Origin of the sequence: uncultured Lawsonella sp., assembly GCF_947252745.1 — a bacterium.
In the GTDB taxonomy this organism is placed as follows: domain Bacteria; phylum Actinomycetota; class Actinomycetes; order Mycobacteriales; family Mycobacteriaceae; genus Lawsonella.
The window spans coordinates 191,859-218,836 of record NZ_CAMXWW010000003.1; the positions used below are offsets into that span (position 1 = coordinate 191,859).

Annotated in this window: 18 protein-coding genes and 2 tRNA genes; 2 read left to right on the forward strand and 18 right to left on the reverse strand. The window is 58.6% G+C overall.

The window, feature by feature from the left end; genetic code table 11:
- Positions 1-50: 50 nt before the first annotated feature.
- The 16 genes from Q0X28_RS04735 to Q0X28_RS04810 all read right to left on the reverse strand — a co-directional run bounded on the left by Q0X28_RS04735 (position 51) and on the right by Q0X28_RS04810 (position 21,649).
- Positions 51-1,481 (reverse strand): metallophosphoesterase, encoded by a 1,431-nt coding sequence (locus Q0X28_RS04735; protein ID WP_298576843.1) that lies wholly within the window; start codon positions 1,479-1,481, stop codon positions 51-53.
- 176 nt (positions 1,482-1,657) lie between these two features.
- The gene (locus Q0X28_RS04740) at positions 1,658-3,088 is read right to left on the reverse strand and encodes a metallophosphoesterase family protein (RefSeq protein ID WP_298576846.1); all 1,431 of its coding nucleotides are present in this window, start codon (positions 3,086-3,088) and stop codon (positions 1,658-1,660) included.
- 167 nt (positions 3,089-3,255) lie between these two features.
- Positions 3,256-4,425, reverse strand: coding sequence for a glutamate 5-kinase (gene proB, locus Q0X28_RS04745; RefSeq protein WP_296239011.1), 1,170 nt, complete (start codon positions 4,423-4,425; stop codon positions 3,256-3,258).
- Between the two features lie 6 nt (positions 4,426-4,431).
- Positions 4,432-5,907 (reverse strand): GTPase ObgE, encoded by a 1,476-nt coding sequence (obgE, locus tag Q0X28_RS04750; RefSeq protein ID WP_296239009.1) that lies wholly within the window; start codon positions 5,905-5,907, stop codon positions 4,432-4,434.
- Positions 5,908-6,019: 112 nt separating this feature from the next.
- Entirely contained in the window at positions 6,020-6,283 is a 264-nt protein-coding gene (gene rpmA, locus Q0X28_RS04755; RefSeq protein ID WP_298576849.1) for a 50S ribosomal protein L27, read from the reverse strand.
- A 27-nt stretch (positions 6,284-6,310) separates the two neighbouring features.
- A complete protein-coding gene (gene rplU / locus Q0X28_RS04760) occupies positions 6,311-6,607 on the reverse strand; it encodes a 50S ribosomal protein L21 (protein ID WP_053962416.1) in 297 nt (98 codons plus the stop codon).
- 206 nt (positions 6,608-6,813) lie between these two features.
- Positions 6,814-10,149, reverse strand: a complete 3,336-nt coding sequence (locus tag Q0X28_RS04765) for a translation initiation factor IF-2 N-terminal domain-containing protein (protein WP_298576852.1) — start codon at positions 10,147-10,149, stop codon at positions 6,814-6,816.
- A 346-nt stretch (positions 10,150-10,495) separates the two neighbouring features.
- Positions 10,496-10,915, reverse strand: coding sequence for a nucleoside-diphosphate kinase (ndk, locus tag Q0X28_RS04770; protein ID WP_296237763.1), 420 nt, complete (start codon positions 10,913-10,915; stop codon positions 10,496-10,498).
- Positions 10,916-11,077: 162 nt separating this feature from the next.
- Positions 11,078-12,601: a folylpolyglutamate synthase/dihydrofolate synthase family protein gene (locus Q0X28_RS04775; protein WP_298576915.1), complete on the reverse strand. Its 1,524-nt coding sequence runs from the start codon at positions 12,599-12,601 to the stop codon at positions 11,078-11,080.
- Positions 12,602-13,258: 657 nt separating this feature from the next.
- Positions 13,259-15,988, reverse strand: a complete 2,730-nt coding sequence (locus Q0X28_RS04780; RefSeq protein ID WP_298576854.1) for a valine--tRNA ligase — start codon at positions 15,986-15,988, stop codon at positions 13,259-13,261.
- A gap of 141 nt (positions 15,989-16,129) precedes the next feature.
- Entirely contained in the window at positions 16,130-17,116 is a 987-nt protein-coding gene (locus tag Q0X28_RS04785) for a malate dehydrogenase (protein ID WP_298576856.1), read from the reverse strand.
- 337 nt (positions 17,117-17,453) lie between these two features.
- On the reverse strand, positions 17,454-18,728 hold the full coding sequence (gene clpX / locus Q0X28_RS04790; protein ID WP_298576857.1) for an ATP-dependent Clp protease ATP-binding subunit ClpX: 1,275 nt from the start codon (positions 18,726-18,728) through the stop codon (positions 17,454-17,456).
- Positions 18,729-18,826: 98 nt separating this feature from the next.
- Positions 18,827-19,456, reverse strand: a complete 630-nt coding sequence (locus tag Q0X28_RS04795; RefSeq protein ID WP_296237772.1) for an ATP-dependent Clp protease proteolytic subunit — start codon at positions 19,454-19,456, stop codon at positions 18,827-18,829.
- Positions 19,457-19,471: 15 nt separating this feature from the next.
- The gene (locus tag Q0X28_RS04800) at positions 19,472-20,041 is read right to left on the reverse strand and encodes an ATP-dependent Clp protease proteolytic subunit (RefSeq protein ID WP_296237775.1); all 570 of its coding nucleotides are present in this window, start codon (positions 20,039-20,041) and stop codon (positions 19,472-19,474) included.
- 111 nt (positions 20,042-20,152) lie between these two features.
- Positions 20,153-21,523 carry a trigger factor gene (tig, locus tag Q0X28_RS04805; protein WP_296237778.1) on the reverse strand — a complete coding sequence of 457 codons (1,371 nt, stop codon included), beginning with the start codon at positions 21,521-21,523 and terminating at the stop codon, positions 20,153-20,155.
- A 49-nt stretch (positions 21,524-21,572) separates the two neighbouring features.
- Positions 21,573-21,649 (reverse strand) — tRNA-Pro (locus Q0X28_RS04810).
- A gap of 118 nt (positions 21,650-21,767) precedes the next feature.
- Here Q0X28_RS04810 and Q0X28_RS04815 point away from each other — a divergent pair.
- Positions 21,768-21,839, forward strand: a tRNA-Gly gene (locus Q0X28_RS04815).
- Between the two features lie 245 nt (positions 21,840-22,084).
- Here Q0X28_RS04815 and Q0X28_RS04820 read toward each other — a convergent pair.
- Positions 22,085-22,588 (reverse strand): hypothetical protein, encoded by a 504-nt coding sequence (locus Q0X28_RS04820; RefSeq protein WP_296237781.1) that lies wholly within the window; start codon positions 22,586-22,588, stop codon positions 22,085-22,087.
- 206 nt (positions 22,589-22,794) lie between these two features.
- Between Q0X28_RS04820 and Q0X28_RS04825 the strand changes: the two genes are divergently transcribed.
- Entirely contained in the window at positions 22,795-24,321 is a 1,527-nt protein-coding gene (locus Q0X28_RS04825) for an aminopeptidase P family protein (protein WP_296237783.1), read from the forward strand.
- 164 nt (positions 24,322-24,485) lie between these two features.
- Here the strand turns inward: Q0X28_RS04825 and Q0X28_RS04830 are convergent, their stop codons facing one another.
- Positions 24,486-26,978, reverse strand: a complete 2,493-nt coding sequence (locus tag Q0X28_RS04830; protein ID WP_298576860.1) for a hypothetical protein — start codon at positions 26,976-26,978, stop codon at positions 24,486-24,488.

The following is a 26,978-nucleotide window of genomic DNA, read 5'->3' on the forward strand; positions in this document are numbered from 1 at the left end:
GAAGGTACCTACCCGTCAGTTGACGCTAGAGATACCCACCATTGTAGCCACTATGACAGAGCGGACATATCCCGTTTCACGGTAAAGCAGCGGTCCTGCATGCGGCTTACAGTGTATTCGCCGTAGAAGCCAAAGCTCTTGTCGTAGCGGTTGAATGCCGTTTGTGCCAGTGCTTGCGCAGTAGGCGTGCGGTGGAAGGTGACGGTGTAGCCGCCTTCGTAGATGTCCATGAGGGTGAAACCACCGGGGAATGGGGTGCTGGCGCAGAACTGCGCAAACTGTGGACCACCGGGCAGATCAGCAGCATCCCGGTGAGCACGGTGAGTGTGGCCGGCAGCCATGAAGAACACACCAGGTGCTTTTTGGAAGAGGCGTTGCAGGCGCATGGAGTCCTTCTTGTTGTAGATGAAGGGCCGCTGGCCAACATTGGTGCGGGCAGCTTCTTCCGTCACTGGGAAGTGCGAGAGCACCAGGGTGGGACGCTGAGGGTCGGAGAGCAGGATTTTTTCGATGCTGCGGTAGTTGGCCTCTGTGAGTTCACCGTTGTGTTTGCCGGGGTGCGAGCCATCGATTCCCACCACGCGCAGCTTCTTGTCCAGGGTCGACCAGGTGGTTTGGAGCTTGTGATTGGGGAAGACAGCATGAATGGGATCGAAGGTCGACGCGGGTTTACGATCGTAGCCTTCCATACCGTATCCATCGTGGTTGCCGCGGACCAAGAAATAGTCCTTCTGGTATCCGCCGAAAGTGTCCATGATGCGGCGCAGCGTCTTGGCTTCTTCGAGTATGCCGTGGTCACAGAGGTCACCGTTGACGTAAATGCGGGCGATGTTGCGGCGCTTCAGCTCAGAGAGCATAGAGGTCACCATCACTTCGGACCAGGGCTGTTTGGTGATTCCTGCGCCTTCCATACCGATGTGGATATCGTTGGCGACGGCGACAGTCTGAATATATTTGCCAGTGGGCTGGGCAAGGGTAGAGACAATCCCGGTGACTTCCGGTTCGCCGAAAATGTTAGTGAACCAGAAGCCGGGCTCGGCCTTCTTTCCGAGGGAGCGGCATTCGAAGCGGTACTGGGTATTGGGTTTGAGGCCTTGAATAGTAACGTAGTGGAACCCAGTCTTGGAGTAGGACTTGTGGACGCAGCGGAGAGGCTCCTTGGTATCTGCCCGTGCGAGCCACACTTCACCGTCAGAGGCCACACGATCATTGGGATAGAGATGGTTTGTGTGAGGGGTCGTAAAAGTCGTCCAGCTGAATACGAGGCTGGTGGGGGTGGCGGTGATCACTTCCAGGTCGGTGACGGTGGCGTTGGCGCCGGGCGTCGCGCGGGGAGCTGCCGGTAGAGGGGTGATAACTGGGGTGGCTGCGGATGCGCGTGGTCCGGTAAGGACAGTAGCAGCGCCTAGCCCCACTGCGGCGCTCCCGGCAAGGAAGGAGCGGCGGGTGAGGGTACGGTTGGGCAGAGTATTCTCGTTCATACCTGGCACGGTAAGGGCGTAGTGTAACGCCTCTTTAACTGCAACGTTGCTGTCGTGTGGAGACCGTATGAAATCTAGTTAACCGGCAGATACACCGACACCCGTCCCCCTACTACTGTCATTTGCAGGGGGGCCGGGTGTGCGGGTTCAGATGGGTTTGAAGTGTCTGTGTGAGGTTAACGCAGGGCGGACATGTCTCGTTTCACGGTGAAGCAGCGGTCCTGCATGCGGGAGATGGTGTACTCCCCGTAGAAGCCGAGAGCCTCCTTGTAGCGGTTAAGTGCGACCTGCTGGAGAGCTTGTGCGGTGGGGGCACGGTGGAAGGTAACGGTGTAGCCGCCTTCGTAGATGTCCATGAGGGTGAAACCACCGGGGAATGGGGTGCTGGCGCAGAACTGCGCAAACTGTGGACCACCGGGCAGATCAGCAGCATCCCGGTGAGCACGGTGAGTGTGGCCGGCAGCCATGAAGAACACACCAGGTGCTTTTTGGAAGAGGCGTTGCAGGCGCATGGAGTCCTTCTTGTTGTAGATGAAGGGCCGCTGGCCAACATTGGTGCGGGCAGCTTCTTCCGTCACTGGGAAGTGCGAGAGCACCAGGGTGGGACGCTGAGGGTCGGAGAGCAGGATTTTTTCGATGCTGCGGTAGTTGGCCTCTGTGAGTTCACCGTTGTGTTTGCCGGGGTGCGAGCCATCGATTCCCACCACGCGCAGCTTCTTGTCCAGGGTCGACCAGGTGGTTTGGAGCTTGTGATTGGGGAAGACAGCATGAATGGGATCGAAGGTCGACGCGGGTTTACGATCGTAGCCTTCCATACCGTATCCATCGTGGTTGCCGCGGACCAAGAAATAGTCCTTCTGGTATCCGCCGAAAGTGTCCATGATGCGGCGCAGCGTCTTGGCTTCTTCGAGTATGCCGTGGTCACAGAGGTCACCGTTGACGTAAATGCGGGCGATGTTGCGGCGCTTTACTTCGGCGAGCATGGAGGAGACCATGATTTCCGACCAGGGGGTCGAGTTGATGGAGTCGCCGCTCTTGCCGATGTGGATATCGTTGGCGACGGCGACAGTCTGAATATATTTGCCGGTGGGCTGGGCAAGGGTGGTGATGACTCCGGTGACTTCGGGTTCATCAAAGATGTTGGTGAACCAGAGTCCGGGTTCGGCTTTCTTTCCGAAGGAGCGGCATTCAAAGCGGTACTGGGTATTGGGTTTGAGGCCTTGAATAGTGACGTAGTGGAACCCAGTCTTGGAGTAGGACTTGTGGACGCAGCGAAGGGGTTGCTTGACGTCGGAGCGGGCAAGCCACACTTCACCGTCAGAGGCAACACGATCATTGGGAAGGACGTGGTCTGTGTGGGGCTCTTTGAAGGTACTCCAGGAGAAGGTGATGCTCGTGGGGGTAACGGTCATGACTTCAAGGTCTGTGACTGTCACACGGTCTCCTGCCGCCGCTTTGGGGGCGGCGGGGATGAGGGCATCGTTGACGGTGGCGGCGGAGGCCTGTGGTCCAGGCAGAGTGAGACTAGTGGCCACCCCTAGACCGAGGGCAGCTGAACCGGTTAAGAAGGACCGGCGAGTAATCGTGGAAGTTGTTGTTTCGCTCATACTCACGAACGTAGTCCTGCTGACTGCCATATGCGCAAAAACTAGCTGGTAGATCACGTAATCTTCATCCGTAACCCATCGCTAGGCCACCATGAATTCATAGACTATTCATAGCAACACTGAACATATGACCACTAACAGTCTCGATGCCCTCACAGCACCTCGTCTCAGGCCAACACTAGATCGTCCGCATGGATGACCGGGGCGTGCATATCTTTAGGAAGCTCATCCGTACTCATGCGGTACATGAACTCCATCTCCCCTGCCGCATAGGACACAATGCCGCGCCCCACTAGCTCCCCTGCCCGAGTACGTACTTCCACCACATCTCCCCCATGGAAGTCGCCTTCCCCCGTCACCACGCCAGCGGCCAGCAAACTACGGCGCCGCCGTACCGCCGCAGCCGCGCCTTCGTCCACGATGAGCGTGCCGGCGTTATCTGCGGAGTAACGCACCCAGAATTTCTTGGCGGTCATACGCTTCGGCCGCGCCGCAAAAACCGTCCCTACAGAAGCATCTCGGAGCGCAGCGTCAGCCTCGTGAGATGCTGCCAACAAGACGGGAACACCTGCATCGGCAGCGAGGAGCGCAGAGGAGAGTTTAGAGGCCATTCCGCCCGTCCCCAGCGCACCTCCGTCGCCCGCTTCCACTCCATCAATAACAGCAGGGTGGGCAACCTCGGGGATAAAGGTGGCATTGCCCTGACGAGGATCAGAATCATAAAGACCATCTACGTCAGACAACAGAACTAGCGCATCGGCAGACACCAAATGTGCCACTAGAGCCGCAAGCCGATCATTGTCGCCAAAGCGAATCTCGTCCGTCGCAACCGTGTCGTTTTCGTTGATGATGGGAACACCATGCAGCAGGCGAATTCGATCCAGAGTATTCTGCGCATTCCGAGCCCGATCGCGCTTTCCTAAGTCACTCGCGGTCAACAGCACCTGTGCCACCGTGCGCCCATATCGGTCGAAGGACTCTCCCCACGCTTTCGCAAGTTCCACCTGCCCAACCGCAGCAGCAGCCTGTTTGGTGGCAATGTCCCGTGGACGCTTATGCAGTTTGAGAGGGGTAATACCGGCAGAGATTGCACCCGACGAGACCACGAAAACATCGGATCCAGCACTCATGCGCTCTTCCAGCACCGTCGCCAGCTTATCGAGCTTGTCGCGATCTAACCCGCCATCGGGATGGGAGATAGACGATGACCCAATTTTGACGACCACACGACGTGCCGTGCGGATCGCCTCCCGGGTAGGTGAGGACAACACACGTTGCTGCGTGGCGGGATCCAGGGAGGAGGAAGCCTGCTGGGGCACGGACTGCGAACCGGACATTCTTTTCTACCAGGTACTTTCGTCGTTCATATCGGAGTCTTCATCGGCAAGACCGTGGCGAATACGCTTCGCATGGCGACGTTCCTTCGCACTCACTCGCGTGTTGTGGTCCAGGCGAACGTCGGTACCACGGCCAGTGGGTGTCATGTCGACACCGGCCAGAGTGCTGGGCTCCCAATCGAAGCACACGTCCCCAATAGTGACGGAACAACCTGGAACTGCTCCAGCTTCCGCCAGTGCCTCTTCCACCCCCAACTTCGCCAACCGGTCCGCCAGGAACCCCACTGCCTCATCATTATCAAAAGCAGTCTGCGCCACCCAGCGAGCCGGCTTTACACCGTCCACAATGAACCCACCGGCGATTTCCGGGTCGCGAACAATACGGAAACTATCGTCTTCCTTCATCTGCGGACGTACGTAGACGCGTTTCTCCTGCTCCACCGGATGCTCTTCACGATAGGTTTGGACCATTTCGGCGAGGGCGAAGGAGAGTTCCTTCAGCCCTTCTCGGCTCACCGCGGAGATCTCGAAGACAGGCCAGCCACGCGCAGTGAATTCGTCCTTAACGAACTCGGCAAGTTCCTTTGCTTCGGGAACGTCGACTTTATTGAGCACGACGATGCGGGGACGATCAGCCAGGTCTCCCAACCCCATGTCGCCCTCGAGGGCAGGTTGATAGGCGGCCAATTCGGCTTCCAGGGCATCCACATCACTCACTGGGTCCCGTCCAGGGTCCAAGGTGGCACAGTCGACAATGTGGGCGAGCACCGCAGTGCGTTCGATATGACGGAGGAAGTCGAGACCCAGCCCACGCCCTTCAGCGGCGCCGGGGATCAAGCCGGGAACATCGGCAATAGTGTAGGTGATGTCACCGGCAGTCACCACCCCCAAGTTCGGCTGCAGAGTGGTGAAGGGGTAGTCTGCAATCTTCGGTTTGGCAGCGGAAAGCACACTAATGAGCGACGATTTTCCAGCTGATGGGAATCCCACCAGACCCACATCGGCCACAGATTTTAGCTCAAGTACCACATCGCAGCTTTCACCTTCTTCACCCAGCAGGGCAAAACCGGGAGCTTTGCGGGTTTTGGAGATCAGTGCAGCGTTACCTAGGCCACCATTGCCACCTTTGGCGACGATGAACTCGGTTCCGGCACCAGTGAGGTCCGCCAGTAACTCACCATCCGGGGTGGTGACGACAGTTCCATCGGGTACTTTGAGAACAAGGTCGGCGCCTTGTGCTCCATTACGGTTGGAGCCCATGCCCGGCTGTCCCTTTTCCGCTTTTGCGTGCGGGCTGAAATGGAAGTCAAGCAGGGTATGAACTTGGGGGTCAACGACGAGGACGACGTCACCACCGCGCCCCCCGTTTCCACCGTCTGGCCCACCGAGTGGCTTAAACTTCTCGCGGTGGACGGAGGCACAACCGTTTCCGCCGTGGCCGGCGGCAACATGTAGGGTTACTCGGTCGATGAAGCGTGCCATCGTCTTCTCCGTTATGTGGATGGTTAGGCGTCTCTTTTGAGATATACAGCAAGGGCGGGCTTGGGTGTTGTTGCCCAGCCCGCCCCTGTTGAAAAAGATGTGGTGAGGTTTCTTAGGCCTCTGCCTCGGCAGGAACGATGTTCACCATCTGACGGCCACGCTTGGTGCCGAATTCGACGGCGCCGGCAGCGAGAGCGAAGAGGGTGTCGTCCTTGCCACGTCCGACGTTGACGCCGGGGTGGAAGTGGGTGCCGCGCTGGCGGACCAGGATCTCGCCTGCGTTGACGAGCTGACCACCGAAGCGCTTCACACCGAGGCGCTGGGCATTAGAGTCGCGGCCGTTGCGCGAGCTAGATGCACCTTTCTTATGTGCCATTTGCTTCTCCTTAAAGGAATTTCGGTGTTACTTGATGCCGGTGATCTTCAGCACGGTGAGCGGCTGACGATGACCCTGGCGCTTCTGGTAACCGGTCTTGTTCTTGAATTTGCGGATGCGAATCTTCGGACCCTTGGTCTGCTCGACAATTTCAGCAGCCACGGAGATGTTGTCAACATCCGAAGTTACGGTAGAGCCATCAACGACGAGGACCGGGGAAAGCGAGACCGCAGTGCCCGGCTCTCCCTCGATCTTCTCGACCTTGACGAGGTCACCTTCGGCAACCTTGTACTGCTTTCCGCCGGTCTTGACGATCGCGTACATCGGAGGGCGTCCCCTTAAAAGTGTTGTTTCTTCTCGAACAACCGGATGGCTATTCGACTGGACTAGTTTCTTGCCACTGGCGGGAGAGTTAGGTTTCCTCACTGGGCACTCCAATAGTGCATCAGAGCAGCTGTTGACGTGAGTATTCACCCGTTGAATGGCGACCTGTCAAGATTACTCGTTTTAACAGGCGGAAATCAAACTGACTAGGAAGAGCGAGTGGCACGGCGACGTACGCGTCGTGGCGCCTTTTCCTCCACACTGGCATTTACCGCCACTGGAACAGCTGCTAGCACGCCGGAGACCACTTCTTTCCTCTCCGCGGGAGCCGCCGATACCGCATGTGCGGTAGCCGAACCGGCTGCCTGGGTGGCACGACGTGCTCCGCGACGCCTGCGAGGAGTTGCTGTCTCTGGGACCGCCACCTCGGCTACCGACGGCAAGGATGAAGGTGCGATCCCCGCTGGGCGAGAGAGCTCAGCATCGCGTGCCGAAGTGGGCGCCTCTGCAGGGCGTGCATCCTTGGCATCACTCTGTTGGCTCGCTTTCTGGCCTTCCTTCTTCCCCGATTTCTTGTCTGAGCGCTCACCTTGAGGGCGGTCCGCTGCAGTCTCAGTAGAGGCTGTGCTGTCGGAGGGAGTGGCAGCTTCCGCACTCTCGCCCTCGGCAGACAGGTCTGCCTCATCGTTGTGTTGTTCGGGGCGGGTGCCATGCCGGCGTCCGCGCCGACGGCGCCGCCGTGCAGTAGGTTCTTTGGACTCATCGGCGGTGTCTGCAGCAACAGCATTATTTGCTGCGTTGCTCGTCGCTGCCGACTCTGCTTCAGCGTTCACAGTTACCGTCTGCTGGCTGTCCTGCTCGCCACTCTCGCTGGCAATGGAGTCTAGCTGGGATGTGTCAGCGGTGACCTGGGGTGTGGTGTCTGTGACAGTGGAACCCTCATCCTTCTTCCGACCCATCGCCTTCATCATGGGATGCTCGCTGGGGTTGGGGCCCTGATGGTCTTTACCACCGTTGCCCCCCTTAGACGACATGTCCTTATCAGCGGAGTCCTTGTCCTTCGACTTTCCGCCCTTTGCCGTCTCGTCCTTCTCCTGCTTGTCCGCATTGCGGCCCTTGCGACGTCGCCCACCGCGCAGATCTTCTGCGTTGTTACCACTGGTGATGGACTCCACCGGATCCTCTTGCAGGATGTAGCCGGTGCCGGAGCAGTGCTGACATGGCTTCGAGAATGCCTCAAGCAGGCCAGTACCCAGGCGTTTGCGAGTCAGCTGGACGAGACCCAGGCTGGTAACTTCGGAAACCTGGTGGCGGGTACGGTCGCGGCCGAGCGCTTCCCGGACACGACGCAGCACCAGATCCCGGTTCGATTCCAGCACCATATCAATGAAGTCGATAATGACAATGCCGCCAATGTCGCGTAGTCGCAGCTGGCGTACAATTTCTTCAGCGGCTTCAAGGTTGTTTCTGGTGACGGTCTCTTCCAGGTTTCCACCCGAGCCCGTGAACTTACCGGTATTGACGTCGATAACCGTCATGGCTTCAGTGCGGTCAATGACGAGAGTACCGCCAGAAGGCAGCCACACTTTCCGATCAAGAGCCTTAGCCAGCTGCTCGTCGACACGGTAGGCCTGGAAGACATCCACTCCCGTGTTCTCCCAACGTTCCAGCCGTTGTTCCAGCTGTGGTGCCACCTTCTGGACATAACGAGTGATGGTCTCCCAGGCACGCTCCCCTTCCACCACGAGCTTCTTGAAGTCATCATTGAAGAGGTCCCGCACAACCTTTACCAACATGGTGGGTTCTTCATGCAGGGTGCGAGCCTTGCCGTCAGCTTTCTGCTGAGCTTCCTCGGCGGCCTGCTGTACCGACAGCCACTGTTGATGCAGCATGTCGATATCGCGCTTGAGGTCCTCCTCCGAGGCCCCCTCAGCAGCAGTGCGAATTATCACCCCGGCGTCACCGGGAACAATATTTTTGAGAATGCCTTTCAGGCGCTTGCGCTCCGTATCGGGCAACTTACGGGAAATTCCGGTGCTGCTTCCGTCCGGCACGTACACCAGGTAACGTCCAGCCATTGAGATCTGGGTCGTCAGACGCGCACCCTTATGGGCAATAGGGTCCTTGGAAACCTGCACCAGCACCATATCGCCAGTCGAGAGAGCCTGCTCGATCTTTCGGGACTTGCCTCCCAGTCCAGCAGCAGCCCAGTTCACCTCCCCGGCGTAGAGCACCGCGTTGCGACCTCGTCCGATGTCGATGAAGGCAGCTTCCATGCTGGGCAGTACATTTTGTACGCGGCCCAGGTAGATATTGCCCACCATGGATGCTTGACTGTCGGAAGTGACGAAGTGCTCGACCAGAATGTTGTCTTCCAACACTCCCACCTGGGTGGTAACTCCTGGGTGGTCGGACCGCTCCTTCTCCCGCACTACCATGGTGCGTTCGACAGATTCACGGCGCGCAAGGAACTCAGCCTCGCTGAGTACAGGGATGCGGTTGCGAGCGTTGTCACGTCCTTCACGACGGCGCTGACGCTTGGCTTCGAGCCGGGTAGAGCCGGAAATGCCCTGGACTTCGTCCGAGCCGGAGGTACGGCGACGGCGGGTGCTGCCGCGTTCATGCACTACCGTGTTCGGTGGATCGTCCTCTGTATTGTCGTCGGTATCGACATCGCTGCGGCGACGACGCCGGCGACGCCGGTGAGTTGAGGAAGCGTCCTCTCCCCCATCGTCTGCGGCCTCGGCGTCCCCAGCATCAGTTGCCGTGGAGGCATTCTCCTCCGGTTCGGCAGGAGAAGCCTGCTTGTGCATCTTTTTCTTGTCGCCCGATCGTCCGCTCTTGGAGCCAGATTGGGCGGTGTTGTCTGCCCGGTCGGTGGTGTCCGCGTCGCTCGTGCTGTCCTCCGCCGAGTCTTCGGCGCTATCAGAGTCATCACCACGCCCACGGCCACGGCCTCGTCGTCCGCGGCGACGGCGTCGGCGAGCAGAGGACGAACTCTCGTCATCACTGTGCCGGGAGTCGTTCTCTTCCTGGTCTGCGGTGTCCTTCTCACCGGACTCATCCCTGCCCATATCCTGGGCGGTGACTACGATAGGCGCAGTTGCCTGCAGCATGGCGTTCACGGCGAAGGGGTTCGCGACAGCACCGGTGGTGAAGGGATCTTGCGGGAGCGGAGTCGTCATAGGTTCGGCATGCTCGGCCGCAATAAAAGGGTTCATGAACGGGCTAGCTGTTGCCGAAGCGGCATCCGCCGTATCGTCCGTCGCAGATGCAGAAGGTTCCGACTCAAATGCGGTGGTGGCGGCATCGTCAGCTGGTACGGGTTCTGCGGGTGTGTCGGCGAGTAGGGTGGCCACGAATTGGGTAGCAAAGTCAGACGTCACGCTGGACTGAGCAGATGTGACGGTGACGCCTTGCTGGGCAAGCGCGGCAATCAGTTCTTTTGACGCCATGCCCAGGCGCTTAGCGAGGACGTGGACACGGATTTTCTGAGGTAAGTCTGCAAGTACAGCTTCTACCGTGGTGCTTTCTGGCAGCACACTATCTCCTTTACCTCCGGGCGCATCGGTACCGAGCGGCCACACAGAGGGGTGTATTGAAATATCGGATGGTCTCTTGGCCCAGTCGGCTGCAGTTCAGCTGCCATAAGCAGTGGTCGTCGGGGTGTGACGCTGCGCCGTTTCCAGGCGACGCCAGACACGGAAGGGAAACGCGGCTCGCCCCGAAAGGCGGCGCTGACACCTTAGAAATGTGATTGGCGACTCCCCTATTGTGTCACACAATGCCCCAATACACCGAAGCCGGCGCAAAAACGTCGAAACGTTCTCTACACCGGCTTCACACGGGAGATCTGATTGTGAGGGAAAAAGAAACGATTGAGAGTTGTTAGTCGAGCGGAAAATCCGGGAACCACGTGGAAATTTCCCGCTTAGCAGACTCTGGTGAGTCCGAGCCATGAACCAGGTTTTCACGGGTGATAAGGGCGTAATCACCGCGGATAGATCCGGCCGCGGCCTTGGCAACGGGGTCAGTTCCGCCGCACAGCTGGCGCCAGGCGGCAATGGCAGACGGGCCTTCCAAAACACCAGCAACAACCGGTCCAGAGGTGATGAAGTCCACCAGTGGCTGGTAAAAGTCCTTACCTTTGTGTTCGGCATAGTGCTGTTCGGCTAGCTCCTCCGAAACGTGGCGGAGCTCAAGGGCCGCAATCGTGAGGCCCTTGTTCTCAATGCGGCGAAGAACTTCGCCTACCAAGCCGCGCTTCACACCGTCCGGCTTGATCATAAAGAAAGTCTGTTCTGTCATATGCATATAGTAACGGAAAGCGGGTTATTCCCTAATAATCCGCGCTTCATCACTCATCCACAAGACATTCCTGAGCACCAGCCTAACGTGCAACAATGCTGTACTTCTCAGTTGTCCGATGGTGATTCGTCACCGTGTCGACACGTGCTGTCCAACGGAAGTTTAAGCAGGGGCTTTGCGGAATAGTGAGCGAGCTTCTCCCGCCGTCACCACACTGCCGGTAACAATGACCCCAGCCCCGCTCATCACACCATTCTCATCAATGTTCTCGGCTTCTACAGTCGCAAGAGCAATCGCATCCGCGAGGGTCGGCGCGGTATCAATCTGCTCGGCGTCAAAGACCTGCCGAGCGATTTCTGCGAGATCCTCAACTGGGAGGGTTCGCGGGCTGCTGTTGGTAGTAAGGATGACTTTGTCCAGTACCGGTTCCAGCGCCTCGAGAATGCCCCGGGCATCTTTATCGCCCAGAATGGCCAGTACACCCACTAACCGGTTGAACTCGAAGCACGTGTCGAGGGCGCGTGCGAGTGCCTTTGCCCCATGCGGATTGTGGCAGGCATCAAGCAACACGGTAGGAGCGGTACGCACACGCTCCAGCCGTCCAGGTGACTGAACCGCCTGAAATCCATTGTGCACTGCCTGGTCGTAGAGGGGCTTTTCGTAACTGGCCCCATAGAATGCCTCTACCGCCGCCAATGCCACTGCCGCATTCTCCGCCTGGTGCTCACCGTAGAGAGGCAGGAAAATGTCGTCATAGCTGCCGGAGAGACCCTGGATAGAGATCAGCTGGCCTCCCACGGCCGGCTGGCAGGCGGACACTTCAAACTCCAGCCCTTGCCGGGCAACCACCGCATTCGCCTGCACCGCCTGTTCCAGCAGAACATGCAGTGCGGTGGGTTCTTGGTGGGAGATGACGGCAACAGTCCCGTGCGGATTGTGAGGGGTGTTTTCCCCCTCAGTGGGCTTAATGATGCCCGCCTTCTCTGCGGCGATCTTCTCGATAGTGTCGCCCAGGTAATCCATGTGATCCATGCCGATCGGGCAGACAACCGCCACTTCGGCACGTGCCACCGACGTCGCATCCCAGCGTCCGCCCATCCCCACTTCTGCCACGACAACATCTACGGGAGTATCGGCGAAGCAGCAGTAGGCCATCGCGGTAAGCACTTCGAACTTGGTCATGCGTGGTCCGCCCTGCTCCACTGACCAGGCATCAACCATCTCGACGAAAGGTTTGAGGTCCTGCCATACCTCAACGTAACGGCGAGGGCTGATGGGGACACCGTCGACGCTAATGCGCTCGGTGGCAATCTGCAGGTGGGGGCTGGTGGTACGTCCCACTCGCTGACCCATGGCCCGCAGTAGGGCGTCAATCATGCGGGCTGTGGAGGTCTTTCCGTTGGTACCTGCCACTTGGATAACCGGCGCAGCCTGTTCCGGATGGCCCAACATATCCATCAACCGCTCCATACGGGAGAGGTCGGGTGCAATCTGTCGTTCTCCCCACCGGGTATCGAGTTCTGCCTCCACGGCAGCCAGGGCGGCAAAGTCCTCCGCGGAGGGTTTCTCTACCTGGTAGCTGCTGGGATCGTCTTCCTCGTCGTAGACGGTGAGGTCCGGGATGCTGTCACCGGTGTCGATGTCGATACGCCCGGTATAGTCACCGTACAGGTCCTCCCCCGAAATACTGTCGGTGTCGTCAGAGTCTTCCCCCACATGCGCCAAGTTGTAGGCGTCCAGAGCTTGAGCCAGCGCATCCATTTGTTCTTCGTCAAATTGGGAGAGGAGGTCCCGCAGATTCTGTTGAACCTCCGGTGTGAGCACGCCGTCTTCGTCCAGGAGCGGATTAAGACGCCGCAGCCCGAACGGGGCTTCAGGGTTGAACTCGTCATCATCCCCGTCAGACGCCTGGTCGACGATGCGTTCGGCAGCCGCCGCCAACGCGTCGAGATTGAGTCCCGACTCCCGGAACACGTATTCGGCGAGGGCATCAGCCGAGTCTGCTTCTTCTGTCGCTGCTACACGGGCAACCTCGTCAGCGTCGGCGAACTTACCCCCTGTCTGGCAGGCGCATGGCTCGTCTCGGTTCTGCTCATGGGCATGTCCTGCCATGAGGTTGCGATAGGCTTCTGCCTCCGGTAATGCAGCAGGGTTACCAGCGCGGAGGGAGGCTAGTGGATCATCGGCGTTGTAGACGTCACGATAGTTGAGGTTCTTCGGCAGATCGCTCATCGTTCTATGCTCCTCTAGGCAGTGGCGGTTCGCTTTATGTCCGGACAGTATGGTTAGTGCCCCGGTGTGGAGCCGGGGCAGCTAACGTAGCACTGTTCTGCTGGGTAGGCCTTACTTACGGGCTGGCAATGCTGCTAGGCGTTCGGTCAGGCGGGCAACTTCTGCTTCTGCAATCTCGCGGCGAGCCTTAATCTTGTCCACAACCACAGCCGGAGCCTTATCGAGGAAGTTCTGGTTGCCCAGTTTCTTTCCGGTGGTGTCGAGTTCTTTCTGAGCTGCTGCCAGATCCTTCTCGATACGTTTCCGTTCGGCTTCAACATCGACGGTATCGGAAGTGTCAAGCTCTACTACCACGGTGGCACGGGAGAGTCGGACTTCCAGCGAGGCGGTGGCGTTGAAGTCCGTGGCAGGCTCTTCTAGTCGAGCGAGTGAACGAACGGCTGCAACTTGGTTATCGAGATCGGCCGCTTCGGCGACGCCCACCAGGCGGGCGGGAACCCGCTGGGACGGCTTGACACCTTGATCGGCGCGGAAACGACGGACCTCGGTGACGAGTTTCTGCAGGTCTGTGATGCGCTGCAGGGCAGTCTCGTCGAGTTTCGCGGTGTAGGCGCCAGGCCACTCTGCGACCACCAGTGATTCCTCCCCAGTAAGGGTGGTCCACAATGCCTCGGTAACGAAGGGCATGACTGGGTGCAGGAGGCGCAGCAGGGTGTTCAGCACATGGCCGAGTACGACGCGGGTCGCGGGGGCGCTAGGCAGGTTATCCTCGGGGCGCCCCAGCTGGGCCTTGGCCAGCTCCAGATACCAGTCGCAGAACTCGTCCCAGGTGAAGTGGTAGAGCGCCTCGCAGGCTTTGGAGAACTCGTAGGCTTCCAGACCAGAGTCTACGTCGGCTCGCACCTGTTCGAGACGGTCAAGGATCCAGCGGTCCGCATCCGTGAGCTCAGCACGGTCTGGCAGCTCCCCTACTTCGGCACCATTCATGAGAGCAAAGCGGGTGGCGTTGAAGAGCTTGGTGGCGAAGTTGCGGCTGGCTTGGCAGTTGTCATCGCCCACCGGAATGTCAGCACCGGGGTTGGCGCCACGGGCGAGAGTGAAGCGCAGGGCGTCTGCCCCGAAGCGTTCTACCCAGTCGAGGGGGTCAATGCCATTGCCGAGGGACTTAGACATCTTGCGGCCGTGCTCATCACGCACCAGACCGTGGAGAAAGACGTCGGTGAAGGGAATGGGGCCGATGTCACCAGCGTCCTTGCCGGTGGCACCTTCTTTACCGACGAAGGTAGCGAACATCATCATGCGAGCAACCCAGAAGAAGAGGATGTCGTAGCCGGTAACGAGGACGTTCGTAGGGTAGAAGCGTTGGATATCTTCTGTACGGTCGGGCCAGCCGAGCGTGGAGAAGGGCCAGAGCCCGGAAGAGAACCAGGTGTCGAGCACATCGGGATCTTGTTCCCAGCCGGCCGGGGGCTCGTCGTCGGGGCCACAGCAGACGATTTCGCCATCGGGACCATACCAAATGGGAATACGGTGGCCCCACTTCAGTTGGCGAGAAATGCACCAGTCGTGCATATTGTCGACCCACTCAAACCAGCGAGGTTCTTGGGAAGCAGGGTGGATGGTGGTGAGTCCGTCGCGTACGGCGTCGCCAGCCATGGTGGCCAGGTCCTCCACTTTGACGAACCACTGCAGAGAGAGACGTGGTTCGATGGCTTCGCCGGAGCGCTCAGAGTGGCCGACGGAGTGAACGTAGGGCCGCACTTCCTTGACGATGCGGCCTTGTTCACGTAGTGCTTCGGTGAGCGCAGGGCGGGCGTCTTCGCGGCTCAGGCCGTCGAAGCGCGTGCCAGTATTGGCAATGTGGGCGGTAGCATCCATGATGTTGATCATGGGGAGGTTATGCCGCTGCCCCATGGCGAAGTCATTGGGGTCGTGCGCGGGGGTAATCTTGACTGCGCCAGTGCCGAATTCCATGTCGACGTAGTCGTCGGCAATGACAGTAAGGGTAAGATCGTCGCGTAACGGGTGCGGGAACACCTTACCCACCAGGTGCTGGTAGCGTTCGTCGTCGGGGTGGACGGCGATGGCGACGTCACCCAGCATGGTTTCGATACGAGTGGTGGCTACGACCAAGCTGTTGCCCTCTACTGGCTTTCCGTCTGCGCCAATCTCGCCGTAGGCAAAGTACACCAGTTCCCCTTCATCATCGGAGTATTTCACTTCGATGTCGGAAACGGCGGTTTGCAGCACCGGAGACCAGTTGACGAGTCGCTCGGCACGGTAGATATAGCCGGCATCGTAGAGGCGCTTGAAAATGGTTTGGACGGCGCGGGATAGCCCTTCGTCCAGAGTGAAGCGTTCGCGTTCCCAGTCGAGGCCGTCACCGATAGCACGCATCTGGGTACCGATCAGGCCACCGTATTCGCTCTTCCATTCCCACACCTTCTCCACAAATTCTTCGCGGGTGAGGGCATGGTAGTCGATGCCTTGGTCGGCGAGCTGCCGCTCTACCTTGGATTGAGTGGCGATTCCGGCGTGGTCCATGCCGGGGAGCCAGAGCACCTCATGGCCTTGCATTCGCTTGCGGCGGCAGAGGGCATCCATGAGGGTGTGGTCGAGGGCGTGGCCCATGTGGAGTTTGCCGGTGACGTTGGGGGGTGGCAGCACAATGCTGTAGCGAGGTTTATTGCTATTGACGTCAGCGTGGAAGTATCCGGCGTCTACCCACCGTTGGTACATGCTGGGCTCGACGGCGCGGGGATCCCACGATTTGGGGAGCTCGCCGGAGCGATCAACGGAGGTGGAAGGGGCATTCTGAGCGGAGTTTTCTACACTGGTCACGCTTGCAAGTTTAACGGTTTGCAGGGCTGCTTTCGAACTGGGGGCGCACGGGCGGCATGGCAGAGAAAAAGAGATGCACCCGGTGTGGGTACCGGGTGCATTCCAGGAGTTAATGGGCGGTCGGAAAACCGCGGTTGGCGACTAGTCGAGCAGGCCGAGTTCCTTGACTGCGGCGCGCTCCGCTTCGAGGTCGTCAGCGCTGATCTTCATGCGCTCAGCCTGCGCAGCGGAGATTTCCAGGCCCTCGACACGGTTCCAGTTGGTGCCGTCGGAGGTGCAGGGGACGCCGTACATGAGGCCCTCGGGGATGCCGTAGGAGCCGTCGGAGGGGAGGGCAACGGTAACCCAGTCGCCTTCGGCGGTGCCCTGGTACCAGTCACGCATGTGGGTGATGGCGCCGGTGGCGGCGGAGGCGGCGGAGGAGGCACCGCGAACCTCGATGATGGCGCCGCCACGCATGGCTACCCTGGGGATGAATTCGTCGGCAAGCCAGGCATCGTCAAACTTGTCGGCGGCTGCTTCACCGTTCACCTTGAGGTAGGTGACGTCGGGGAACTGGGTGTTGGCGTGATTGCCCCACACGGTCATGTTGGTGAGCGCATCGACCGGAACGTCGAGCTTCTTGGAGGCCATGGAGAGGGCGCGGTTGTGGTCGAGGCGCATCATGGCGGTGAAGCGGTCGTTCGGTACGTCCGGGGCGTAGTGGTTGAGGATGAGGGCGTTGGTGTTGGCGGGGTTGCCAACTACGAGGGCGCGGATGTCATCTGCGGCGTGGTTGTTGATGGCTTCGCCCTGCGGCTTGAAGATGGCGCCGTTTGCAGCGAGTAGGTCGGCACGGTCCATACCCTTACCACGTGGGCGGGCACCTACCAGGAAGGCAGTGTTAGCACCGTCGAAGGCCTGGTTGGCGTCATCGTAGATGTTGATGCCAGCGAGGAGCGGGAAGGCGGAGTCGTCAAGCTCCATGGCGACGCCTTCAGCAGCCTTGAGGGCCGGGGTGATCTCCAGGAGGTTCAGTTCGACGGGCTGGTCGGGGCCGAAAACGGCGCCTTCAGCGATGCGGAACAGCAGGGAGTACGAGATATTGCCGGCGGCACCGGTGACGGTGACCTTCTTGGGCTGAGTCATCTTCGGAAACACGTCCTTTCAGGATCCGAACTATGTTTTGTCGTCGATCAGTGGACTCACCTGGTGAGGGTGGAGTCGCGCGGTTCTAGTGTCTCACCATCTTGGTTGGTTTGCTAAGCGTCGTCGGAGGTGACCGACCTGAAATTGTGGGAAAAACCACATCGTCGCTTGGCATGACCAATGTTACCGCAGGTCACACAAGTATTTTCTGGTTTGGTGACGGGTTCGTGAACATTGAATATGCCCTACTGAACACCTTTTGTGAGGAACAACACAGCCCACTGCGCGCGGGGCAAAACCCGGCTGCAGTGGGCTGGTGAAACTACTATGAGGGCGGCTACCCGACGTTTTTCTCGATGGAGGTAATGTCGAGGCGTTGAATATGCGGAGCGGTCTTGTCCCGAACAGTTTCTTGGGTGATGGTGACCTTTTCCACGTCCTCTGCCGAGGGGATTTCGAACATTATCGGCATGAGGACTTCTTCCATGATGGCACGCAGACCGCGCGCACCAGTGGAGCGTTCCAATGCTTGATCCGCCAAAGCGTCCACGGCTTCGTCGGTAAACTCCAGTTCTACCCCATCCATCTCAAAAAGCTTCTGATACTGCTTGACCAGCGCATTTCGCGGCACAGTAAGAATAGCTTTAAGGGCATCCTTGTCGAGGGGCTCGACGGAGCCGACGACGGGAAGACGGCCGATGAATTCGGGGATAAGCCCAAACTTGCTGAGGTCTTCCGGCTTCACCAGCTTAAAGTAGTTGGTGGACTTGGTTTCTTCCTCGGTGACGAGGTCCGCACCGAACCCGACGCCCTTTTTACCAACGCGATCTGCCACAACCTTCTCTAGACCCGCGAAAGCGCCAGCAGCAATAAAAAGGATGTTGGAGGTGTCAATCTTGATGTAGTCCTGGTGTGGATGTTTGCGCCCGCCGTTCGGGGGGACGGAAGCGACGGTACCTTCCAGGATTTTGAGGAGGGCCTGCTGTACTCCTTCTCCGGATACGTCACGGGTGATAGAGGCAGATTCGGCCTTGCGGGAGATCTTGTCGATCTCATCAATGTAGATAATGCCTTTTTCGGCGCGCTTCACATCGTTATCGGCGGCGTGAAGGAGCTTTAGCAGGATGTTTTCGACGTCTTCACCGACATAGCCAGCTTCGGTAAGCGAGGTGGCATCAGCGATGGCGAAGGGCACGTTGAGCATACGGGCGAGGGTTTGCGCCAGGTAGGTTTTGCCACAGCCGGTGGGGCCAAGCAGCAGAATATTGGATTTGGCAATCTCTACATCTTCTTCGCGGGGACGTCGGCCGCCGAGCGCACGAATGCGCTTGTAGTGGTTATAGACGGCGACGGCGAGGACGCGCTTGGCGTCGTCTTGGCCCACGACGTACTTGTCGAGAAACTCGCAGATCTCCTTGGGGGTGGGCAGGTCGTTTCCGGTGGTGGTCTGGGTGGAGTCGTTCAACTCCTCTTCCAGAATCTCGTTGCAGACGTCAATGCATTCGTCGCAGATGTACACACCGCCACCGGCGATGAGTTTCTTCACCTGGCTCTGCTTCTTTCCGCAGAAAGAGCATTTCAGAACATCGCTTGAATCGCCAACATATGCCATCGGGCTCGGCTACTCCTTCGGGGTTCTGTAGAGGTGCGGGTCCGCAACTCGCGGTGGAGGGGTCGCGGCACTATTACTTTTACCGTAGTCGCTTCTTGTTAGTTCTTAGCGGAGGCTTTCCGGTAATCGAAGACGGTATCGATGATGCCGTAGTCTTTGGCCTCTGCGGCGGTCAGAATCTTGTCGCGTTCGGTGTCTTCACGCACCTGCTCAGGGCTGACGTTGCAGTGGCGGGCCAGAGTCTCTTCCATCTGGCGACGCACTCGCTCAATTTCACGGGCCTGAATTTCCAGGTCCGACACCTGTCCACGGATACCTTCAGTGGCCGGCTGGTGGATGAGGATGCGGGCGTTGGGGAGGGCGGCCCGCTTACCGGGGGTGCCGGCGGCAAGCAGTACTGCGGCGGCGGAGGCGGCCTGGCCCAGGCACACCGTCTGGATATCGGGCCGCACGTATTGCATGGTGTCGTAGATGGCCATCAACGAGGTGAAGGAGCCGCCCGGAGAGTTGATGTACATGGTGATGTCGCGGTCGGGGTCGAGTCCTTCCAGGACGAGCAGCTGCGCCATGATGTCGTTGGCGGCGGTGTCGTCAACCTGCGAGCCCAGGAACACGATGCGCTCTTCAAAGAGCTTGTTGTAGGGGTTGGACTCTTTGGTGCCGTAGCTGGAGTGCTCGATGAAGGAGGGGACGACGTAGCGGGCTTCGGGAAGCTGGAATCCGGTCATGGGTAATGTGCTCCTTTACTTCTCGGTGCCGGGAACGTGCTTGATGACGTGGTCGAAAAGGCCGTAGTCACAGGCTTCCTGCGCGGTAAACCACTTGTCGCGGTCAGAATCTTTTTCGATTTGCTCGACGCTTTGGCCGGAGTGCTGGGCGATAAGTTCGGCCATTTCCTTCTTCACCTTGGCAAAGTTTTCGGCCTGAATGGTGATGTCAGTGGCGGTGCCGCCCACGCCAGCAGAGGGCTGGTGCATGAGCACACGGGTGTGCGGCAGGGCGTAACGCTTACCGGGGGCGCCAGCAGTGAGCAGGAATTGTCCCATGGAGGCGGCCATTCCCATGGCGTAGGTGGCGACATCGCAGGAAATGAACTGCATGGTGTCGTAGATGGCCATGCCTGCGGTGACGGAGCCACCGGGGCTGTTGATGTACATGCTGATATCAGCAGTGGGGTCCTCGGCTGCCAACAGCAGCATCTGGGCACAGAGGCGGTTGGCAACCTCGTCATTAACTTCCGATCCAAGGAAGATAATGCGCTCTTTTAAGAGCTTTTCGAAGACTGAGTCGGGGAGATTCAATCCGTCGGCCATGGGTACCTGCTTTCTCCGTTTCTGGTGGGAAAAGATTCGCCGTCTATAGAGTAACGAAAACGGGCGCAGCCGGCTCGCGTGCTACGCCCGTGTTCGCTTTAAGATGGGGGTTTACTCTGCGTCGCTGGCGTCAGCGTCGTCAGAAGCAGAGGATCCTGCGACCTCCTGGAAGAAAACCATGAGATCTTCCAGGGAGTTGCCGTCGGTGTCCTTGGCGTCAACGTCACGCACTACCGCGAAGAGGGCCTTGTTGCGGCGCACATCGCTGAAGAGGTTGCTGAGCTGTCCCTGCTGCTGGACGAGCTTCACAAACTGCTCGGGGTCCATGTTGTTCTGCTTAGCCTGGGCAACCACAGCTTCAGTGAGGTCATCCTGGTTAATTTCGATGCTGCGCTCTTCTGCCAGGGCGTCGAGGAGCAGCCAAGAGCGCGTGGCGTCCTCAGCGGACTTCTTGGCGTCGGTGTAGAAGCTGTCGAGGTCGGAACCCTGGGATTCGAGGATGGACTTGAGGATGTTCTCGTCGCCACCGAACTGGGAGAGGATCTGCTGGATCTGACCCTGGGCCTGCTCTTCGACGATGCCTTCGGGGATCTCGAAGTCGGCTTCTTCGATGAGCTTGGCGAGGACAGCATCGCGCAGGTTGGAAGCCTGCTCGGACTTGGCAGCGGCGTCGGCACGCTTGGCCAGGTCGTCCTTGAGCTCCTCGAGGCTGTCGAATTCGGAGGCCATCTGGGCAAACTCGTCATCGAGTTCGGGGAGCTCCTGCTCCTGAACCTTCTGGAGGACGACGGTAACGTCGGCGGCTTCGTTGGCGTGGTCACCGGCGATGAGCTTGGAGGAGAAGGTCTTGCTTTCGCCAGCCTTCATACCAGCGAGGGCCTCTTCGAGGCCTTCAATGAGATCACCCTGACCGATGCGGTGGGACAGACCCTTGGTTTCGGCTTCCTTGACTTCCTCACCGTCGACGGAGGCGGAGAGATCGAGGGAGACGAAGTCGCCTTCCTGGGCAGCGCGGTCTACGCCCTTGAGGGTAGCGAAACGCTCGCGGAGGTCACTGAGGCCCTGCTCGGCGATTTCGTCGGCGGAGCGACGGGGATCCACGGTGATCTCCTTGCCGGCGAAGTCCGGCACGGTGATTTCGGGGCGGCAGTCCATCTCGGCGGTGAATTCGATGAAGTTGGGGTCATCGATCTTGGTGACATCAACTTCGGGAGTGGAGAGGGGCTGCACGTTGTTTTCGCTACATGCTTCTTCGTAGCGGCTCGGCATCATGTCGTTGATGACCTGCTCGAGCACTGCGCCACGGCCGACGTGGTTTTCGATCAGCTTGGCGGGAGCGTGACCCTTACGGAAGCCGGGGATGTTGACCTGCGCCGCGATAGTTTTGTAAGCCTTGTCGAATTCTTCCTTGAGCTCCTCGAAAGGAACCTCAATAGTCAGCTTCACGTGGGTGGGGGTGAGCTGCTCAACAGTGCTTTTCACGGAATTGTTCTCCTTGTTTATAGGGGTCACGTTGATGGAGTGAAGTTATTGGTCGGGATGACAGGATTTGAACCTGCGACATCGTGCTCCCAAAGCACGCGCGCTACCAAGCTGCGCCACATCCCGGGGCAACCCAACAGTACTTTTCAGCATGAAGAGTTCCTGCACCATCTTACGTGCAACCTCGCAATTTTTGTAACCAAGGTTTTCTCGGGTAGTCTTAGCAGGCACAGAAGTTATCTGTGGGGATGTCGTATAGTGGCTATTACCCCAGCCTTCCAAGCTGGAGACGCGGGTTCGATTCCCGTCATCCCCTCTCGTTCATAACAAAGCGCTGCGTTCCCAATGGGAAGCAGCGCTTTCGTTTTACTGTAGGTGTTCTCCGGTGAGTAGGGCGCTGGCGGGCGGCTTTCCCACCTATCGCCAGTACCCGTCACCTGTACTGATAACTCTCTACCTTTAGCACGGTGTGTGTACCAGAGCAGTTTCGGCAGAGCACTTTTGGCACAGAAATTATGGCTCAGTACTTCTAGCAGAGTAGGTCTGGCCGGTTATGCCGAGTTACTTCTGGCCCTTGTCCTGGTACTTCGCGTGCAGTTCAACAACGGAGCCCACCTTTGGCACCTGCAGGATGAGGTAGCCAACGATGCCTGCATCTCGGTTGTTCTTGAGGTACACCGGCTGTTTCATGCCGTAAGAGACTAGGGTCTGTTCCTTGGTGTAGGCGGGCAACGGCTTGCCTGCTTCCTTGGCGGCTGCTTGCTCGTAGCTAAGCCCACCGTTCTTCACATACTTATATGCACCCATGAGGGGTCGGGTGGGGGAACCACAGGTGGGGTCGACGGTAAGGAGGCGGTACTCCCCCACTTTCGGCAGTTCGCCGGTGATAGCGCAACCGTTACCTTCGCCGTCCTCGAGCACGCTGGAGGAGGTGACGACGGCCGCGGTGTTGGGGGCGGGCATGGGGATAGCGCCGGCCATACCGGTGCCGAGCAGGAGTGCACTGGTAGCTGCCGCGATGGCAGTGACGGTGCGGATGAGCGGGGTGGTGTGGCGACGCTGCATAGGGTCCTCCGGGAAGAGTGGTCGGTGGGCGGTGTGTGCCCTGCTTATGCCTGTTTTTGTGGTCTCAGTATAACGCACGCAAAGTTAGGGTGAGCTAATCAATACGCTATTCCGCATACGGATGCTCATGATAGAACGGAAGGAACAGCCGGTGGTGTCCACACCACCCTTCGTCCCCTATCCGGGGCCCACTGAGGAGGTTATTGATGACCCAACAGGATCTCACTCTAGATGCGCTACGCTCCCCACAACCCTTGGGTGAGCGTGCCGCTAATCGTTCCCGCTCCCCCAAGTCTTCGACGTTCGCCGAGTTCATGGGCAGCAACTGGGCACAACCTGCAAACAGCGGGGACTCTGGTGCTGTTGCCGCGGTGGCAGAGTTTTTGCCGGCGCGTCACGCGGCGGTGGAGCGCCATTATCCGGATACTGTGTTGGTTATTCCGGCGGGCTCGTACAAGACGAGGTCGGCTGATGAGGATTATCTGTTCCGACCTCACTCTGCGTTCGTGTGGGCAACGGGTCTGGGCGGCGAGTTCGAGCCGGATTCTGCAGTGGTGTTCTATCCACACGCCCAGGGGCACGAAGCGGTGCTATATTTCCAGCCTCCGGCATCCCGGTCTACGGATCAGTTTTATGCGGATTCGCGCTATGGCGAGTTTTGGGTGGGTGCCCGCCCAACGATCGCGCAGATGGAGGCGTGGACTGGACTAACCGTGCGCCCATTGACCTCCCTGGAGGCAGATCTGCGGGGTATTGAGGATGGCACGTCAGTTCGAGTGGTGCGTGGAGAGGATGCCACCATTGACGAACTGATTGCTCAGGTGGTGGGTGCCGAGCGTTGGGCGTCCACTGCGGATGAGGATAAAACCTTTGAAGTGTTGCTGGGCACTGTGCGCATGTGGAAGGACCAGTGGGAGGTTGAGCAGATCCGGCAAGCGGTGAACCTGACGGCCGAGTGTTTCGAGAGCGTCATTGCCTCCATCCCGCAGGCAGTGGGCCATCCGCGGGGTGAGCGTGTGGCTGAGGTAGCTTTCTCGTCTACGGCCCGGTTGGGTGGGCACGGCACGGGCTTTGACACTATTGTGGCTGCTGGCGCGCACTCGACAACGTTGCATTATATGGAGAATTCGGGCCCGGTGGCGGAGGGAGATCTTCTTCTAATTGACGCGGGCGCGGAGCTTGATTCCTTGTACACGGGTGATATCACTCGTACTTTCCCGGTATCGGGGACATTCTCGCCTAGTCAGCGGAAAGTGTACGAGGCTGTACTGGGGGCTAATGAGGCGGCGTTCCGGCAGGCTCAGCAGCCAGGCTGCAAGTACGGCGAAGTGCATGATGCGGCTATTCGTTTTTTGGCGGAGACGCTGGCTGAGTGGGGCGTGTTGCCGTGCTCTGTGGAGGAGGCGGTGAGTCCAGAGGGGCAGCAGGTGCGTCGCTGGATGCCGCATGGTACGGGGCACCATTTGGGTGTGGATACGCATGATTGTTCGGTGACTCCGCGGGAGTTTTATGTGGATTCTCCGTTGGAGCCGGGCATGGTTTTTACGATTGAGCCTGGCCTGTATTTCCGTGTCGATGATGAGCTGGTGCCGCCGGAGTTGCGCGGAATTGGTATCCGTATCGAGGATGACATTGTGGTGGATCCGGACGGGTCGGTGCGCCGGTTGTCTGCTGCTATTCCTCGTTCCGCCGATGAGGTGGAGGCGTGGATGCGGGAGGTGTGGGCCCGCTAGTACGGGTGTGCACCTGCATTGCTGGGCACGGTTGTCGTCATTCTTGACGAGTTGAGCTGGCTGTTGCTTTAACTTTGCATAGATGCTGTGGCGGATTTTTGGCATAGCACGATAACAGAGGGAGGCCCCGCCATTGTGGCGGGGCCTCCCTCTGTTATGCGGTTTTAGTTGCGCTTGGTCGTAGTGCTCGTGACCTTGGGCTCTTTGGTAGTGGTTGAGCTACTTTTAGAGCTGGTGGTTGGAGCGTACGGGTCGTCCTTGGTGATGGACGTCGTGGGATCAAGCTGGTCGAAGTCACGATTGTACGTGATCTTGTAGTCGGGATCCGGCGAGGGATTGACCTCATCCTTGTACTCGACGTCATCGGGATCGAGTTGGTCGGGGATACGGTTGGGGTCGTGGCGCTGGATCATGGGTTCGCGCTCAGGAACATCAGTGTTGAGGTTCTCGTAGTCAGGTTTGAAGAAGGGGTTGGCAAACGGCAGCACCCACTTGTTGAAAAGGATGATGTTCGGCCCCTTGGGGGCTTCGTAGAGACCCTTCTTCTTCGCCAGTGCGGCGTCGTCTTTCATTTGGGCGGGGTCGCGTTCCCACTTAGCCTGACGATGGCCCTTATCCTCTGCGAGGCACACGGATTGCGTAACCTTCTGTCCCATGGGTAGCAGCACATCACCAGCGAAGAAGATGGTGGGGTTCGGGTCACCAATGAGATCCCACTTCAAGCCGATGAGTGTGATGAGCTTGATGAACTTGGACTTGGGGAACAAGCGACCGAAAACCGGCAGGTCACCCAGAGTGGTAATCATTTCCTCAGGCTTAACGATAGCTTCGGGATCAGGAGCCACGCTAATGGGGATAGACCCAAACCACGGAATAAGAATTCCGAAGTCAATCCAGGGTAGCGGGAAGAGGGTTACCTGCAACGAAGGGCGGGGATAAAGGGTGTCCTCATTCTCAGTAACCTCAGAATGCATGGCATCTGTGATACCACATAGAGCCAGCCATCCCGCGATCGCCGAAGCTGCCGGTACAGTTGCTTCAGGAGCAGTCAAGCCCAAAGCAATGGACGCTGCTACCAACTCGGGTGCCCACGAACCGGTTAAGAGACCTGCGTATACTGCGTCACATGCAGCTGTACTTGCCGGGTTCTTAAGAACAGCCGTCGCAATGCCTTTACGAATAGCTTTATCAATTCCCTTCGAGGCGCCATTGATCACTGCTTCCATGATCGCCTTGGTGATGGCCCACATAATCTTGGCGATGATCTTCGCGACCGCGTTCGACACAATCGCAATGTCCGCAGCATTATCGACGGTGATCTCGCCCAGCGGCACCCATTGATATGCGCGGCCATCTACAACACCGAGTGCACTACCACCTACATAGGTGACGACCGGATTGTTGATCAGACCAATGAGACCACCAATCTCGGAAGCTTTCAGTGGAATGAGAGCCTTATTGACCTTGATCTCTTCCATTCGGAAAAGAACAACCTGTGCAACTTGGTCAAAGAGATGACGGTACTGCGGCTTAATATCCTTGCGCATGATGAGGGTGGTGCGCTTACCGATCCGGCGGAAGTTCATCTCCGAGAGCGGAGGGCAGTCCTCGTCGGCAACCTCGACATTGTCGAGCGGCTCTTCCAGCTGTCGGACACCATCAGTGATGTCCTTCGGCAGCCAGGCCGGCAGATCATGGTACTGGTAGTTGCCGGGGTTGGAGCGGGAGTTCGCCTTCGAGAGACAGTTCGTCTGCAGCTGTTTCTGGATGAAGTTACCCAGACCCAGCACAATCTTCGGACCCCATTCCAACGTCTTCTCAACAGGATCAGTCAGACCACCAAGTTTGATGCCCAGAATCGTCGCCTGAATAATGGACGGGAAGGTCTCGTTGTACCACTGACCGTAGATCTGGATCCAGTAGAACCACCACAGCACCGTCTCAATCGCTTCGTTGATGGTGATGTCCTGGACCGACACGGTCGAACGCCAACCACCGTCACGGGCCTTCAGCAGAGCACCAACCAAGTAGTTCACGCCATGGTCGTCGAACTCGCGGGCCGGACCCGTCAGCTGAGTTGCCGGATTAGAGACAATGAGGGTCGGCAGCTGGACGTAGTTCATTGCCGTCTCTAGCATCCGGACCTGCTGGTCGAAGACCTTCATCGAGGCCTTATCCTTGATAAGCTTGCGCAGCTGATCCTCAACAAGGTGCGCCACACCACCGAAGGTCAGATCGTCAGAGGTTTCACAGTACAAACCCTGAGCTTCTGCAGCGGTCTGGGAAGTGTGCTTGCCGGTATAGACAATCTCACCATCTTTATTGCGGATAGCTTCGCGGCCCTCGGCCTCAGCATTGGGGTCTTCCGGCTGAGTGGTCGTAATGGAAGCCTTCGGCGCGTCAAAAAGATCACGCAGATGATTGATGGACGTCACCGTCGAGGCGGGAGCCTTCGTGCTGGTGGCTTCGTCAGACTTTCCGCCAAACAGCCCGTCCAGGAAGTTCTTCTTGGAGGTAGAGGTAGCGGTGCTCGTCTCCGAGCTGGTCGGTGCGGCAGAAACAGCGGGCGCCAGTGCAAACACCATGCTGCTAGCTACCAACAGACTGGTAGCCGAGGTGGCGAGTGCACGCAGGCGATTCCGAACGCGGGAAGACAT

Excerpts from the sequence above, each read along its gene's own strand:
- Q0X28_RS04740 (WP_298576846.1), bottom strand. The coding sequence starts at position 3,088 with ATGAGCGAAACAACAACTTCCACGATTACTCGCCGGTCCTTCTTAACC.
- Q0X28_RS04795 (WP_296237772.1), bottom strand. The coding sequence starts at position 19,456 with ATGACCGGATTCCAGCTTCCCGAAGCCCGCTACGTCGTCCCCTCCTTC.
- rpmA (WP_298576849.1), bottom strand. The coding sequence starts at position 6,283 with ATGGCACATAAGAAAGGTGCATCTAGCTCGCGCAACGGCCGCGACTCT.
- Q0X28_RS04820 (WP_296237781.1), bottom strand. The coding sequence starts at position 22,588 with ATGCAGCGTCGCCACACCACCCCGCTCATCCGCACCGTCACTGCCATC.
- rplU (WP_053962416.1), bottom strand. The coding sequence starts at position 6,607 with ATGTACGCGATCGTCAAGACCGGCGGAAAGCAGTACAAGGTTGCCGAA.
- Q0X28_RS04785 (WP_298576856.1), bottom strand. The coding sequence starts at position 17,116 with ATGACTCAGCCCAAGAAGGTCACCGTCACCGGTGCCGCCGGCAATATC.
- Q0X28_RS04825 (WP_296237783.1), top strand. The coding sequence starts at position 22,795 with ATGACCCAACAGGATCTCACTCTAGATGCGCTACGCTCCCCACAACCC.
- Q0X28_RS04800 (WP_296237775.1), bottom strand. The coding sequence starts at position 20,041 with ATGGCCGACGGATTGAATCTCCCCGACTCAGTCTTCGAAAAGCTCTTA.
- Q0X28_RS04735 (WP_298576843.1), bottom strand. The coding sequence starts at position 1,481 with ATGAACGAGAATACTCTGCCCAACCGTACCCTCACCCGCCGCTCCTTC.
- Q0X28_RS04830 (WP_298576860.1), bottom strand. The coding sequence starts at position 26,978 with ATGTCTTCCCGCGTTCGGAATCGCCTGCGTGCACTCGCCACCTCGGCT.
- clpX (WP_298576857.1), bottom strand. The coding sequence starts at position 18,728 with ATGGCATATGTTGGCGATTCAAGCGATGTTCTGAAATGCTCTTTCTGC.
- ndk (WP_296237763.1), bottom strand. The coding sequence starts at position 10,915 with ATGACAGAACAGACTTTCTTTATGATCAAGCCGGACGGTGTGAAGCGC.
- obgE (WP_296239009.1), bottom strand. The coding sequence starts at position 5,907 with ATGGCACGCTTCATCGACCGAGTAACCCTACATGTTGCCGCCGGCCAC.
- proB (WP_296239011.1), bottom strand. The coding sequence starts at position 4,425 with ATGTCCGGTTCGCAGTCCGTGCCCCAGCAGGCTTCCTCCTCCCTGGAT.